Origin of the sequence: Amycolatopsis sp. MtRt-6 (genome assembly GCF_017308975.1) — a bacterium.
GTDB lineage: Bacteria > Actinomycetota > Actinomycetes > Mycobacteriales > Pseudonocardiaceae > Amycolatopsis.
Map to the genome: position 1 here is coordinate 125,117 of NZ_JADWPD010000024.1, position 13,053 is coordinate 138,169.

14 protein-coding genes are annotated in these 13,053 nt (G+C 73.0%); 6 read left to right on the plus strand and 8 right to left on the minus strand.

Annotation, left to right across the window (positions count from 1 at the left end):
* Positions 1 to 77: 77 nt before the first annotated feature.
* The gene (locus I4Q55_RS33670) at positions 78 to 1,088 is read left to right on the plus strand and encodes a YafY family protein (RefSeq protein WP_206793731.1); all 1,011 of its coding nucleotides are present in this window, start codon (positions 78 to 80) and stop codon (positions 1,086 to 1,088) included.
* On the opposite strand, the gene I4Q55_RS33675 is transcribed toward I4Q55_RS33670, so the two are convergent.
* A complete protein-coding gene (locus I4Q55_RS33675; protein ID WP_206793734.1) occupies positions 1,063 to 1,770 on the minus strand; it encodes a TetR/AcrR family transcriptional regulator in 708 nt (235 codons plus the stop codon). The genes I4Q55_RS33670 and I4Q55_RS33675 overlap by 26 nt on opposite strands.
* Positions 1,754 to 3,007: an FAD-dependent monooxygenase gene (locus I4Q55_RS33680; RefSeq protein WP_206793736.1), complete on the minus strand. Its 1,254-nt coding sequence runs from the start codon at positions 3,005 to 3,007 to the stop codon at positions 1,754 to 1,756. Before I4Q55_RS33680 ends, I4Q55_RS33675 begins: the two co-directional genes overlap by 17 nt.
* A 116-nt stretch (positions 3,008 to 3,123) precedes the next feature.
* Between I4Q55_RS33680 and I4Q55_RS33685 the strand changes: the two genes are divergently transcribed.
* Both I4Q55_RS33685 and I4Q55_RS33690 read left to right on the plus strand, forming a co-directional pair.
* Positions 3,124 to 3,642 carry an RNA polymerase sigma factor gene (locus tag I4Q55_RS33685; protein ID WP_206793738.1) on the plus strand — a complete coding sequence of 173 codons (519 nt, stop codon included), beginning with the start codon at positions 3,124 to 3,126 and terminating at the stop codon, positions 3,640 to 3,642.
* Positions 3,639 to 4,091, plus strand: coding sequence for a hypothetical protein (locus I4Q55_RS33690; RefSeq protein WP_206793740.1), 453 nt, complete (start codon positions 3,639 to 3,641; stop codon positions 4,089 to 4,091). The genes I4Q55_RS33685 and I4Q55_RS33690 overlap by 4 nt, the downstream gene beginning before the upstream one ends.
* A gap of 31 nt (positions 4,092 to 4,122) precedes the next feature.
* Here I4Q55_RS33690 and larE read toward each other — a convergent pair whose 3' ends face one another.
* The 6 genes from larE to I4Q55_RS33720 are packed head-to-tail and all read right to left on the minus strand — an operon-like array spanning position 4,123 to position 9,691.
* Complete coding sequence (gene larE / locus I4Q55_RS33695) at positions 4,123 to 4,926, minus strand: ATP-dependent sacrificial sulfur transferase LarE (protein ID WP_206793741.1); 804 nt, start codon at positions 4,924 to 4,926, stop codon at positions 4,123 to 4,125.
* Entirely contained in the window at positions 4,926 to 6,059 is a 1,134-nt protein-coding gene (gene larC / locus I4Q55_RS33700; RefSeq protein ID WP_206793743.1) for a nickel pincer cofactor biosynthesis protein LarC, read from the minus strand. Before larC ends, larE begins: the two co-directional genes overlap by 1 nt.
* A complete protein-coding gene (gene larB, locus I4Q55_RS33705) occupies positions 6,056 to 6,727 on the minus strand; it encodes a nickel pincer cofactor biosynthesis protein LarB (RefSeq protein WP_206793745.1) in 672 nt (223 codons plus the stop codon). The genes larC and larB overlap by 4 nt, the downstream gene beginning before the upstream one ends.
* Complete coding sequence (gene larA, locus I4Q55_RS33710) at positions 6,724 to 8,004, minus strand: nickel-dependent lactate racemase (protein WP_206793748.1); 1,281 nt, start codon at positions 8,002 to 8,004, stop codon at positions 6,724 to 6,726. The genes larB and larA overlap by 4 nt, the downstream gene beginning before the upstream one ends.
* Positions 8,001 to 8,843 (minus strand): amidohydrolase, encoded by an 843-nt coding sequence (locus I4Q55_RS33715; protein ID WP_206793749.1) that lies wholly within the window; start codon positions 8,841 to 8,843, stop codon positions 8,001 to 8,003. Before I4Q55_RS33715 ends, larA begins: the two co-directional genes overlap by 4 nt.
* The gene (locus I4Q55_RS33720) at positions 8,840 to 9,691 is read right to left on the minus strand and encodes a fumarylacetoacetate hydrolase family protein (protein WP_206793751.1); all 852 of its coding nucleotides are present in this window, start codon (positions 9,689 to 9,691) and stop codon (positions 8,840 to 8,842) included. The genes I4Q55_RS33715 and I4Q55_RS33720 overlap by 4 nt, the downstream gene beginning before the upstream one ends.
* Before the next feature lie 183 nt (positions 9,692 to 9,874).
* Here I4Q55_RS33720 and I4Q55_RS33725 point away from each other — a divergent pair, with 183 nt between their 5' ends.
* Genes I4Q55_RS33725 through I4Q55_RS33735 form a run of 3 tightly spaced genes read left to right on the plus strand, consistent with a single transcriptional unit; the run spans position 9,875 to position 13,025 of the window.
* Positions 9,875 to 11,197 (plus strand): enolase C-terminal domain-like protein, encoded by a 1,323-nt coding sequence (locus tag I4Q55_RS33725; RefSeq protein WP_374194510.1) that lies wholly within the window; start codon positions 9,875 to 9,877, stop codon positions 11,195 to 11,197.
* Positions 11,194 to 11,964 (plus strand): SDR family NAD(P)-dependent oxidoreductase, encoded by a 771-nt coding sequence (locus I4Q55_RS33730; protein WP_206793755.1) that lies wholly within the window; start codon positions 11,194 to 11,196, stop codon positions 11,962 to 11,964. The genes I4Q55_RS33725 and I4Q55_RS33730 overlap by 4 nt, the downstream gene beginning before the upstream one ends.
* Complete coding sequence (locus I4Q55_RS33735) at positions 11,961 to 13,025, plus strand: sugar ABC transporter substrate-binding protein (RefSeq protein WP_206793758.1); 1,065 nt, start codon at positions 11,961 to 11,963, stop codon at positions 13,023 to 13,025. Before I4Q55_RS33730 ends, I4Q55_RS33735 begins: the two co-directional genes overlap by 4 nt.
* The last annotated feature ends 28 nt before the right edge of the window (positions 13,026 to 13,053 follow it).

Here is a 13,053-nt window from a genome sequence, read left to right on the forward strand (position 1 = left end):
TGGGGTGTTCCGACGAGAGCCACCGTGTCAGCGGTAGCGGTCAGGGAACGTCCGCTTCTCGTGACACCATGCAAGTCATGCCGGTCGCTTCCTCGACGGCGACCTCGGGTCGCCTGCTCTCGCTGCTGTCCCTGCTGCAGGCCCGCCGGGACTGGCCGGGCGCGCTGCTCGCCGGCCGGCTGGGCGTCAGCGAGCGGACCGTGCGCCGCGACGTCGACCGGCTGCGCGAGCTGGGCTACCCGATCCAGGCCGTCAAGGGACCGGAGGGCGGCTACCGGCTCGGGGCCGGGAGCCGGCTGCCGCCGCTGCTGTTCGACGAAGAGCAGGCGGTCGCGCTCGCCGTGGCGCTGCGGATCGCCGCCGGGACCGGCGCCGGCATCGAGGAAGCCGCCGTGCGGGCGCTGACCACCGTGCGGCAGGTGCTGCCCGCCCGGCTGCGGCAGCGCGTCGACGGGCTGCGGATCGCCGCGGCCGGGGGTTCCGCGATCCAGGTCGACACGGACGTCCTGCTCGTCCTGAGTGCGGCGATCCGGGCCACCGAGGAGGTGCGGTTCGGCTACGCGTCGCCGTCGCGGCCGGCGGACGGCGAACCGCGGCGGGTGCAGCCGCACCACCTCGTCGTCCGAAGTGGACGGTGGTACCTGGTCGGGTGGGACGCCGTCCGCGCGGACTGGCGGACCTACCGCGTGGACCGGATGCGGCCGCGCGTCCCGAACGGCCCGCGGTTCACCCCGCGGGAGGTGCCGGGTGGCGACGTCGCGGCGTTCCTGTCCGCGCGGTTCAAGGATTCCGGCACCGATGCCTGGCCGTGCCGGGGCGAAGTGGTCCTCGCCAGGCCGGCGGCCGACGTGGCGCCGTTCGCCGGTGACGGGGTCGTCGAGGAGGTCGCGCCCGGGAAGACCCGGCTGCTGACGGGGTCCTGGTCCTGGCCGGCGCTCGCCGCCGGCCTGCTGCGGTTCGACTGCGAGATCGACGTCGTGGGCCCGCCGGAGCTGCGGGCGGCGTTCGCGGACCTGGCCGCCCGGGCCGCCCGCGCGGGGGCGGGCGGCGAGGCCGCGAAACTCAGAGCAACGCCGGGGTCGCGATGAACTCGAGCACCGTCGCGCGGGCGGCGGCGAGGGCGCCGAGTCCTTCCTCGGCCGTCGCCCGGACCTGGGCGGGCGACGCCTGTTCCGGGCCGAGCAGCGCCGTCACCGCCTTGGCGAGGACCTGCTCGGGAACCGCCGGCTCGGGCTGGAACCGGTTCGGGACGGGAGCCGCCAGGAAGCCGGTGAACAGCGCGTGCAGCGCCATCCCCTGCTCGGCCAGTGGCCAGTCGGTGCGGGCCAGGTCGTGGCGGCGCCAGATCGGCAGCACGCGGTACATCAGCGCGTCCGGGCTGAGCGTGTCCAGCAGCTTCCGCGAGCGCGGGTCGTCGGTGAGGGCGCCGAGCAGGGCGGCGTCTTCGCTGCGCAGCGCTTCGACGAACGGGTGCCGGGCGGCCGTGCTCAGCATGTCCGGGATCAGGCGGGACGGCCGGGCGAGGCCGGGGTCCGCCGTCACCGCCTCGGTGACGTCGTCGGCGAGGCCGAGGAAGTCGCGGCCGATCAGGCCGAGCAGGAGGTCTTCCTTCGTCTTCCAGTAGAGGTAGACCGTGCCCTTGCCGATGTGCGCGCGGGTGGCGACATCGGCGATGGTGACGCCCTTGCTGCCGCGGGCGAGCAGCAGTTCGCCCGCGGCGGCGAGGATGCGCGCCGCCTTGGGCGAGCTGTGTTCAGGCAGGTCGGGCAACGCTGGTCCTTTCCGGCGGCCGGAGTGCTTCGCCGACGATATCGGCATTCTTGAACTTCGCGATGTCGTCCACGCGCAGCACGCGTTCGACCAGGCGGCCGCCGAGCCGGGTCTTGGCCAGCCTCGGCAGCGCGCGCCGGAACAGGATCTCGGGGCGGTTGTCGGCCATGAAGATCTTGCGGTCGCTGAACGCGCCGTCCTGGCAGTGCTGGATGTAGGGCCGCAGGGTGCGCTCCCACTCGGTGAGGGCGGTTTCGACGTCGGCGTGGCGTTCGAGCATCGCGCCGAGCAGGTCGGCGCCGGTCAGGCCGGACGAGACGCCCATGCCCGCGTAGAGCGTGACGCACCAGGCGGAGTCGCCGACCAGGACGACACGCCCGCGGTGCCACCGCGGCATCCGCACCTGCTCGACGGAGTCGAAGAGCGCGTCGCCGGTCTTTTCGAGGTGGCCGACGACGTCGCCGAGCGTGCGGCCGAGGGGCTCCGGCCCGAACGCGGCCTGGACGCGCTCGGCGGGCGGCTGCGTGAATTCCGCGTCGACGTCGCCGGTGCGGTACGTCAGCATCACCGTCGGGTTGTGGTCGGCGAAGGCGAAGACCCACATCGACCGGCCCGGCTCGAGCAGCGTCGCGCCGCGCCCGGGTGGGAGGCCGGCCGGGGTGCCGTCGTATTCGAAGGCCACGACCATGAAGCCGAGCCGGCGCAGGTGGTCTTCGTGCGGGCCGAACACCAGGGATCGCACGGTCGAGCGCAGCCCGTCGGCGCCGACGACGAGGTCGTACCGCTCGGTGACCTCGGTGCCGGTCCCGGTGTTCCGCAGGGTGACGTCGACGCCGCCGGCGTCCTGGGCGATCGCGGTCGGCACGGTCGAGTAGCGGATCTCGACGTCCTTCGGCAGCACCTCGTAGGCGGCCTGCTCGACGTCGCCGCGCAGCATCAGCCACGGTTTGCCGGGCAGGTCGGCGATCCCGGCACCGGCCCGGCGGCGCCCGCGCCGGTCGATGGTCAGCGGTGGCTGCGACGCGCCGCGATCGTGCAGGTAGGTGTCGAGCCCCAGCCGCGCGGCGGCCGCCTTGCCCGCGCCGAAGAGGGCGACGAAGTAGCCGCCGGAGCGGCGCGCCGGCGCGCGTTCGACCAGCACGGGCGTCCAGCCCGCGGCGTGCAACCGCGCCGCGGTCGCGATCCCGCTGACGCCCATTCCCACGACCAGCACCCGGCCTTTGTGTTGTCCCGTCATGCCTTCGACCATACTGACCAGAACAGTCAGTTGGTCAGTTTGTGGCCTGGAACACGTCCCAGGCTGCGGTGAACCTTTCCGGTCTCCGCACCGACTGAACCGGTGAAGGAGGGCAGATGAGTGATGAGCTGCTGATCGTCCGGTGCCGGCTCGGTGAGCGCGACGCCTTCGCCGAGCTGGTGCGCGCCTGGCACGGGGCGGTCGAGGGCTATGTCCGGCGGATGCTCGGCAAACCGGACGACGACGTCGTGCAGGAAGTGTGGCTGGCGGTGTTCAACGGGCTGCCGAAGCTGCGGGAGCCCGGGCGGTTCGCGCCGTGGTTGTTCACCATCGCCCGCCGCGCGGTGATGAACCGGCTCCGGGACGCCTACGCCCGGCCGGAACCCGAGCCGTCCGCGGAGCCGGTGGGCCCGGACGAGATCGGGCCGATCGCCGACCGGGAGGTGCTCGCCGACGCGCTCGGCGCGCTTCCGGTCCGGGAACGCGAGGTGCTGCTGCTGTTCCACCTCCAGGACCTGCCGCTGGACGCGTGCGCCCAGGTCTGCGGGGTCCCGGTCGGCACGGTGAAGTCGCGGCTCGCCCGGGCCCGGCGGCTCTTGCGGGAACAACTCGAGCGGAAGGAGTACGAGGTATGACGCCGGAAGAAGTGATCGCGCGGCTCGACGCGCCGTTGTCGCTGCGGCGGCGGGTGGGCTATGTGGGGCTCGCGCTGGCCGGGCTCACCGGCAGTGGCCTCATCGTGCTGCTCTGGGCGACCGAGCCGGGCCTTCCCCCGCGGACGAAGGTCGCCTTCGCCGTGCTCGTCGCGATCGGGCTGGCCTGGGCGGCGTTCGGCGGCTGGGCGGTGACGCGGCGGGCCCCGCTGTTCGCCCGCGACCGCGTCGTGGCCGGCTGGCTCGGCCTGGCCGCCTGGCTGCTGTTCACGACCGGCGCGGTGGTGATCACGACGCTGCGGCACCGCGTCGAGCCCACGCTGCTGCTCGCGGTGGTCGTCCTCGGCGGGGTGGCCGTGGTGCACCTGCGGACCGTCCGCCGCAGCCGGGCCGCCCTCTTGCGGCGGAAGGAGGAGCTGACGCGGCAGTGAGGACGGCCGGGTAGCCCACCGCGTCGCCCGGTCAGCCCGGTTCGTGGTTGAGCGCGCCGGAGCGGAAGGCGGCGACGGTGGCCTCGGCGAACCCGGCGGCCCGCACCGCGTCGAGCAGCCGGGGATCGTCGTGGACTGCGGTGGCCACGGCGGTGTCCAGCTCGATCCGGGCCGTGCCGCCGAGGTCGCGGACCCGGACGTCGCGGGAGGGCAGGCCGCGGCCGGCCAGGACCGCGCGGACCGCCGATTCGGCCTGTTCCACCCGCGCCAGCGTGGCCGTGGTGATCGGGATGCCGTACCGGACGCGGCTCGCCAGGCAGGGTGCGGCCGGTTTGTCCGCCCAGGTCAGTCCCCAGTGGCGGGCGATGGCCCGGACGTCCTCTTTGGACAGGCCGAGCGTCCGCAGCGGGGTGTGCACGCCGATTTCGTCGCCCGCGCGGATGCCCGGCCGGAACGGGTCGACGGCGTCGTCGGCGTTCGTGCCGGTGGCCAGCGCCGGGAAACCTTGTCCGGCGGCCACTTCGGCGATCGTCGAGAGCACGGTGGTCTTGCAGAAGTAACAGCGCCGTCGGCCGTTCGCGGCGTACCCCGGCTCGTCGAGTTCGCCGGTCGCCGGGGTGAGGTGCCGGACACCCAGCTCGGCCGCGATGCGCCGGGCGTCCGCCAGTTCCACCGCGGCCAGGCTGGCGGAGTTCGCCGTCACGGCGAGCACGTCCGCCGGGCCGAGGGCGCGGACGGCGGCCGCGAGCACGAGCGCCGAATCGGCGCCGCCGGAGAACGCCACCGCGAGGCGGCCGAGGCCGGCCAGGTGCGTGACGAGCCGGGTGCCGTCCATCAGTGCCCCGCCGCGATCGCCGCGACGACCCGGGCCGGCAGCCCGAGTTCGCGCGCCGCGGCCACGACGTCGTCGTGCTCGGGTTTCGCGCCGTGCGGTCCGCGCTTGCGGCGGACCGGCAGCCCGAGGACGTCGACCGTTTCGGTCACCCGGTCGAGCGCGGTGCGGCGGACCGGGTACTCGCGCAGCCCGAGGCTGCCGGTTTCGGCGAGCACGAGGTCGCCGAGCCGGGCGGCGTGCTCCGGCGCGGCGAGCACGTGCAGGACGTGGGCCGGGCGGCCCTTCTTCATCGTCACCGGGCTGATCCACGCGTCGAGCGCGCCCGCGGCGAGGAGCTCGCCGACGACGTGCCCGAGCACCTCGCCGGTGACGTCGTCGAGGTTCGTCTCGAGCACCACCAGCGTGCGGTGCCCGGCCTCGGCCGTTTCGCCGAGGTGCACGACCGCGATGTTCGGCCGGTCCGGCAGCGACCGGGTGCCCGCGCCGTAGCCGGTGGCCAGCAGCCGGAACTCCGGCGGTGGCTCGAACCGGGCCTCGACGGCCTTCAGCAGCGCGGCCGCGGTGGGGGTGACCGTCTCGCCGGGGAGGTCGCTGCCGACCGTCCGCGCGCCCCGCAGCAACGCCGCGGTCGCGGGAGCGGGGCAGGGGAGGAGGCCGTGCGCGGTGCGGACGGCGCCGGTGCCCAGCGGCAGCGCGCCACAGTACACAGTGGACACGTCCAGGGCGTCGAGCGCGGCGCAGACGCCGATGACGTCGACGAGCGTGTCGTGCCCGCCGAGTTCGTGGAGGTGAACGCGGTCGGGTGCTTCCCCGTGCAGCCGGCCTTCCGCCTCGGCGATCGCCCGCAGCGCCGCGACGGCCCGGTCGGCGACCGGCGCGGGCTCGACCCGCCCGGCCATGGCGATCAGTTCGGCGGCGGGCCGGCTGGTGGCGTCGTCGGTGACGTCCACGAGCGCGCGAGCCGCCATCAGCCCGTGGGTGAGCAGGGACTGGACACGCAGCTCCCACCCGGTGAGCCCGCTGGCGGCGACGGCGGACCGGATGGGGTCGAGCGGCGCGCCGGCGTCGACGAGGGCGGCCAGCAGCATGTCCCCGGCCAGGCCGGTGAACGGCGAGATCACGCAGAGGGTCACCGTGGCCTCCCCAGCACCTGGGCCAGCCGGAAGGCCGCCATCGCCGCGCCGAAGCCGGAGTCGATGTTGACCACGGTGATGCCCGCCGCGCAGGAGGCGTGCATCGCCAGCAGCGCCGTCACGCCTTCGAGGCCCGCGCCGTACCCGGTCGAGGTCGGCACGGCGATCACCGGGCAGGCGACCAGCCCACCCACCGCCGACGCCAGTGCGCCTTCCATGCCGGCGACGACGATGACCGCGTCGGCCTCGGCCAGCCGGTCGCGTTCGGCCAGCAGGCGGTGGATCCCGGCGACCCCGACGTCGGTGACCGCGTCCACCGAAAGGCCGATGGCCGCGGCGACTTCCGCGGCTTCCTCGGCGACCGGGCCGTCGGACGTGCCGGCCGCGGCCACGGCGAGCGTGAAGCCCGTCGCCGCGGCCGGGCGCCAGACCAGCAGCCGCGCGCCCGGGGCATAGCGGCCACCGGGAACCGAGGCCAGCACCGTACGAGCCGCCTCGGCTTCGACCCGGGTGACCAGCACCGGACCGGTGTTGTGCGCGAGCAACGTCCGGACGATGGCCGCGATCTGCGGCGGCGTTTTCCCCGGCCCGTAAACGACTTCCGGCAATCCCTGCCGGTGTTCGCGGTCGAGGTCGACGCGCGCGAACCCGAGATCGGCGGTACTCATGCCGGCACGTACGGGATCGTCAGCGGGCCTTCCGGGAGCACGCAGGCCCGCGCGCCCGGCCCGGCCCGGTCGAGGGCCTCGGCCACGGTGGCCGCGATGTCGGTGGTGCGGGTCAGGTGCGCCGTCGCGAGGTCGGCTTCGCTCAGGAAACCGGTGTGCACGACCACCCGGCAGTCGTCCTGGATCTTCGCCTGGATCTGGACCTGCCACTGGTCGGGCACGGTGACCTCGCGGGCCGAGATTTCGGCGAGCAGGGCCGCCGGGGAACTCGCCGAAGCGAGGACTTCGCGGTAGGAGCCGTGGTCCGGGAACCCGTCGCGGCACTCCGCGGCGCAGACGATCGTCCCGCCGGGCTTGGTGATCCGGTGCGCCGCCGACATCCCTTTGACGGCTTGGTAGAGGTTCTGGTCCAGGGGATACCCGGAGTTGGTCGTCACCACGACGTCGAACGGTGCCGGCACGGGCCGCATGGCGACGTCCCGGGCGGCGCGGGTCGCGGCCGCGTGCATCGCGAGGAGGTCGCCGCCGAAGGCGCCGATGACCGCCTTGTCGCGGTTGAGGATCACGTCGAGGGCGAAGGTGACGCCGGTGGCCGCGGCGATCGCGCGGACGTCGTCGTGCACGGGATTGCCTTCGGTGATGCCCCAGGTGGCGTTGGCGTGCCCGATCCGGCGGGCGTCGTGCAGCACCAGCACGGTTTCCAGGGCGGCGAGCCCCGGGGCGACGAGCTTGGGGCCGCCGGAAAAGCCGGCGAAGAAGTGCGGTTCGACGAACCCGGTGGTGATCCGGACGTCGGCGGCGACCCATTCGCTGTGCAGCCACACCGGGACGGCGTCGCCGTGGCGCCCCAGCCAGGTCAGGCTCGCGCGGTCGCGGGCGTCGTGGTTGACGATCCGGACGGTGTCGACGACCTCGTCGCCGAACATGGCACGCAGTTCGGTGTCCGTGTTGCCGCGGTGGGTCCCGGTGGCCACGAGGATGACGACGTCTTCGAGACGGACGATGCCGTCCAGCTCGGCGAGGATCGCCGGGATCATCAGCTCTCGTGGCTGCGGCCGGGTCCCGTCGCACGCCGAGATCGCGACCGTCTGCCCCGGCCGCACCCGCTCGCGCAGCGGCCGCCCGGCGACCGGTTCCCGCAATGCCCGGCGCAGCAGCACGTCCGCGGGTTCGGTGACCGGGTGGTGCACGGGTGTCACCACGGTGGTGACCGCCGGGTCGATGGCGAGATCCAGGCCGGTCTCGCCGTACGCGAGCCGGACTGTCGGGGCGGTCACGGCGCCAGCCCGTAGACGCGGGTCGCGGTCCCACCGCGGACGGCGTCACGCTCGGCCGGAGACAACCCGTCGAGGAGGCTGTCGGCCGCGGCCATGACTTCCGCGTACGTGCCCGCGAGCAGGCACACCGGCCAGTCGGAGCCGAGCATCAGCCGGTCCGGGCCGAACGCGGTGAGCGCGGTTTCCGCGTACGGCCGCAGATCCTCGACCCGCCACGGCCGGCCGGCTTCGGTAACCAGGCCGGACAGCTTCGCGACGACGTTGGGTTCCCGGGCCAGGGTCGCCAGGTCGGTCGCCCAGGGTTCGAGTTCTCCGCTCGCGATCGGCGGTTTCGCGAGGTGGTCGAGGACGAAGGTGAGGTCCGGCAGCGCCCGGACCGCCGCGGTGGCCGCCGGGAGCTGGTGGGGCAGCACGAGCAGGTCGTACACCAGCCCGGCGTCGCGCACCGCCGCCAGCCCGGCCAGGACGTCGTCGCGTTCCAGCCAGCGCGGGTCGGGCTCGGCCTGGACGAGGTGCCGGATGCCGGTCAGCAGTTCGCCGCCCGGGGCCGAGCGCAGCCGTTCGAGGTCCCGCGCCGGCGAGCCGGTGAGGTCGAGCCAGCCGACGACACCGGCGATGAGCGGCTCGGCGGCGGCGATCGCGAGGAACTCCACCGATTCCTCGAGGTCCGGCAGGACCTGGACGAGCACGGTCGCGTCGATGCCCGCGGCGGCCTGCCGGAGGTCGGCCGTGGTGTAGTCGCGCCGGATCGTCGCGGTGTCGTCGCCGTCCAGCCACGCGTGCCGGCGGACGGAGGTCTGCCACAGGTGGTGGTGCGCGTCGACGCGCCGGCCGGTCACGCCTGGCCGATCCGGTGGTGCTGGCGGCCGAGGCCGTCGATCTCGACGGTCACTTCGTCCCCTTCGGACAGATAGGGGAAGTCGTTGGCCCCGAAGGCAACCCCGGCCGGCGTGCCGGTGTTCACGACGTCGCCCGGCTCGAGCACCATGAACTGGCTGAGGTACCAGATGATGTGCCGGACGCCGAAGAGCATGTTCTTCGTGGTGCCGTCCTGGCGTGGCTGCCCGTTGACGGCCAGTCGCAGGCCGAGGTCCTGCGGATCGCCCGCCTCGTCCGGGGTGACCAGCCACGGGCCGAGCGGGTTGAACGTCTCGCAGGACTTGCCCTTGGTCCACTGGCCGCCGCGTTCGTGCTGGAAGTCGCGCTCGCTGACGTCGTTCGAGACGGCGTACCCGGCGATGACGGCGTCGGCGTCCTCCGGCGTCGAGAGGTACCGCGCCCAGCCGCCGAGCACGACGGCGAGTTCGACCTCGTAGTCGGTCTTGGTGCTGGTCCGCGGGACGAGCACGGTGTCGTCCGGGCCGATGATCGTGTTGGTGGCCTTGAGGAAAACCACCGGCTCCGCGGGCGGCTGCGCGCCGGTTTCCGCGGCGTGGTCGGAGTAGTTCAGCCCGATGCAGACGAGGAGACCGGGCCGGGCCACCGGGGCACCGACGCGCAGGCCCGTGGCGTCCAGCACGGGAAGGGTGCCGTCACGCAGCGCCGTGCGCGCCCGCGCGACGCCGTCGGCGGCGAAGAAGGCGCCGTCGAGGTCCCGGGTCAGCGCACGCAGGTCCCGCGCCGCGCCGGTTTCGTCGAGGACGACGGGGATCTCGTGGCCGGCGTCGCCGAGGCGTTGGAAGCGCATGGCCGGGGACCGTAGCAGACATATGATGTCTTCTTCAAAGGTCTGACCAGTCATCATACGTAAAACTGCGCACAGTAGTTGTCGATGACTATACGTCCAAGTTATTGCCGTGTTACGGATCGACTCTGGACAACGTGCGCGCCAGCGCGTAGCCATACATATGTTGTCTGCCCCGAGTGAGAGGTGGCCACGTTGGCCGAAGTGATCAGCGCCATCGACGCCGTGGACGTCCGCTTCCCGACTTCGCTGAGCCTGGACGGGTCGGACGCGATGAACCCGGAACCCGACTACTCGGCGGCGTACGTCACCATTCGCACGAGTGCCGGCGACGAGGGCTACGGGCTCGCCTTCACCGTCGGCCGCGGCAACGACGTCGAGGTGGCCGCGGTCCGGGCGCTCGTGCCCCTGGTGGTCGGGATGCCGGTCGCCGACGCGCTCGCCGACCTCGGCGCGTTTTCCCGCCGGCTGACCGGGGACAGCCAGCTGCGGTGGCTGGGCCCGGACAAGGGCGCGATCCACATGGCCGCGGCCGCGATCGTCAACGCGGCGTGGGACCTGCGGGCCCGCCGCGAAGGCAAGCCGGTCTGGCGGCTGCTCGCCGAGATGCCGCCGGAGGAGCTGGTCGACCTGGTCGACTTCCGGTACCTGCAGGACGCCCTGACCCGCGACGAAGCACTGGACATCCTCCGCCGCGCCGAACCGGGCCGCGCGGCTCGCCAGGCCGAGCTCCTGGAATCCGGTTTTCCCGCCTACACCACGACTCCCGGCTGGCTCGGGTATTCGCCGGAGAAGCTGGCTGCCCTTTCCAAGGAGGCGGTCGAGGACGGCTTCACCCAGATCAAGCTCAAGGTCGGCGCCGACCTCGCCGAAGACATCCGCCGGATGAGACTCGCGCGGGACGTCGTCGGGCCGGACATCCGGATCGCCATCGACGCCAACCAGGCCTGGGGTGTCGGGCAGGCCATCGAATGGCTGCGCCCCCTCTCCGAGTTCGACCCGTACTGGATCGAGGAGCCGACCTCGCCCGACGACGTGCTCGGCCACGCGGCGATCCGCCGGGCGGTCGCGCCGATCAAGGTGGCCACCGGCGAGCACACGCACAACGCGGTGATGTTCAAGCAGTTGCTGCAGGCGGAGGCGATCGACGTCCTCCAGCTCGACGCCAGCCGGGTCGCCGGGGTCACCGAGAACATCGCGATCCTGTTGCTGGCCGCGAAGTTCGGCGTCCCGGTCTGCCCGCACGCCGGCGGGGTCGGCCTGTGCGAGATGGTGCAGCACCTGTCGATGTTCGACTTCGTCGCGGTGAGCGGCACCCAGACCGACCGCGTCATCGAGTACGTCGACCACCTGCACGAGCACTTCGTCGACCCGGTCCGCATCGAGCGCGGCCGCTACCTGGCCCCGCTCGAGCCGGGCCTCGGGGCGCGGCTGCACGCGGAATCCGTGGCGCGGTACCGGTTCCCGGACGGCCCGGTCTGGCAGCGGGACACGGTGGTGGTCGCGTGAGCGGGGAGTTCGACGGCGTCCGGGCCGTCGTGACGGGTGGGGCGTCCGGGATCGGGCTCGCCACGGCGCTGAGGTTGTCCGCGCGCGGCGCGCAGGTCGTCTGCCTCGACCTGAACGACAAGGTCGAAGAGCCGCTGACCGGCATCCGGGCCGACGTCTCGGACGACGGCTCGGTGCGGGCCGCGGTCGCCGCCGCGGTCGAGCACCTCGGCGGGCTGGACGTCCTGGTGAACAACGCCGGGATCGGCGCGCAGGGCACGGTCGAGGACAACGACGACGCCGAGTGGCACCGCGTGTTCGACGTCAACGTCGTGGGCATGGTGCGGGTGACCCGCGCGGCCCTGCCGCACCTGCGGGAGTCACCCGCGGCGGCGATCGTGAACACCTGCTCGATCGCGGCCACCGCCGGGCTGCCGCAGCGCGCGCTCTACAGCGCCACGAAAGGCGCGGTCCTCGCGCTCACCCGCGCGATGGCCGCCGACCACCTGGCCGACGGGATCCGTGTGTGCTGCGTGAACCCCGGCACCGCGCACACCCCGTGGATCGACCGGCTGCTGTCGAAAGCCGACGACCCCGAAGCCGAGCTGGCCGCGCTCGCCGCGCGCCAGCCCACCGGACGGCTCGTCACCGCCGACGAGGTCGCCGCGGCGATCTGCTACCTGGCCGGCCCGGACTCCGGCGCCACCACCGGCACCGATCTCGCCGTGGACGGCGGCATGTCCGGCCTGCGGCTCCGCCCGAAACCTGTCAACGAGGAGAGGTCATGAAGTTCCAGCACCTGCGTGCCGCCGCTGTCGTCGCAGCCGGCGTCCTGTCCGCGGCCGCACTGGCCGGCTGCAGTGGCGGCGGCTCGACCACCGCCTCGGGGGGAACCGTCGTCGGGGTCGACTACCCGCGCTCGGACACCGACTTCTGGAACGCCTACATCAAGTACGTCCCCCAGTTCGCCGGCCAGCTCGGGCTCGACCTCAAGACCACGAACTCGCAGAACGACGTCGCCAACCTGACGGCCAACGTGCAGACGATGATCAGCCAGGGCGTCAAGGGCGTGGTGATGGCGCCGCAGGACACCGCGGCGATCATCCCGACCCTGCAGCAGCTGGCGAGCAAGAAGATCCCGGTCGTCTCCGTCGACACCCGGCCCGACCAGGGCAACGTCTACATGGTCGTGCGGGCCGACAACCGCGCCTACGGCGAGAAGGCCTGCCAGTTCCTCGGCGCCAAGCTCGGCGGCAAGGGCAAGGTCGTCATGCTGCAGGGCGACCTCGCCTCGATCAACGGCCGCGACCGCACCGAAGCCTTCAACGACTGCATGAAGAAGGACTTCCCGGGCATCACGGTGTTCGGCGAGGCCACCAACTGGGACGCCAACACCGCCGCCCAGAAGCTCCAGACCCGGCTGACGGCGAACCCGGACATCAAGGGCGTCTACATGCAGTCCAGCTTCGCGCTGTCCGGCACGCTGCAGCTGCTGAAGCAGCGCGGCCTGGCTGTCCCGGCGAGCGACCCGAAGCACGTGTTCATCGTGTCCAACGACGGCATCCCGGAGGAACTCGCCAAGATCCGGGCGGGCGAGATGGACGCGACCGTGTCCCAGCCCGCGGATCTGTTCGCCAAGTACGCCCTGCAGTACGTCAAGGACGCCATCGCCGGCAAGACGCCGACGCCGGGCAAGACCGACCACGACAGCACCATCATCCAGGTCCGCGACGGCCTGATGGAGGACCAGCTGGCCGCGCCGCTGGTCACCGCGGACGGCGCCACGTTCGGGCCGATCAGCAGCGTCAAGGTCGACGACCAGTCCCTGTGGGGCAACAGCAAGAGCTGAAGCACCACCGCTTCGGAGAGGAAGCGAA

Excerpts from the sequence above, each read along its gene's own strand:
- I4Q55_RS33670 (WP_206793731.1), top strand. The coding sequence starts at position 78 with ATGCCGGTCGCTTCCTCGACGGCGACCTCGGGTCGCCTGCTCTCGCTG.
- I4Q55_RS33720 (WP_206793751.1), bottom strand. The coding sequence starts at position 9,691 with ATGCGCTTCCAACGCCTCGGCGACGCCGGCCACGAGATCCCCGTCGTC.
- I4Q55_RS33680 (WP_206793736.1), bottom strand. The coding sequence starts at position 3,007 with ATGACGGGACAACACAAAGGCCGGGTGCTGGTCGTGGGAATGGGCGTC.
- I4Q55_RS33690 (WP_206793740.1), top strand. The coding sequence starts at position 3,639 with ATGACGCCGGAAGAAGTGATCGCGCGGCTCGACGCGCCGTTGTCGCTG.
- larB (WP_206793745.1), bottom strand. The coding sequence starts at position 6,727 with ATGAGTACCGCCGATCTCGGGTTCGCGCGCGTCGACCTCGACCGCGAA.
- larE (WP_206793741.1), bottom strand. The coding sequence starts at position 4,926 with ATGGACGGCACCCGGCTCGTCACGCACCTGGCCGGCCTCGGCCGCCTC.
- I4Q55_RS33735 (WP_206793758.1), top strand. The coding sequence starts at position 11,961 with ATGAAGTTCCAGCACCTGCGTGCCGCCGCTGTCGTCGCAGCCGGCGTC.
- I4Q55_RS33685 (WP_206793738.1), top strand. The coding sequence starts at position 3,124 with ATGAGTGATGAGCTGCTGATCGTCCGGTGCCGGCTCGGTGAGCGCGAC.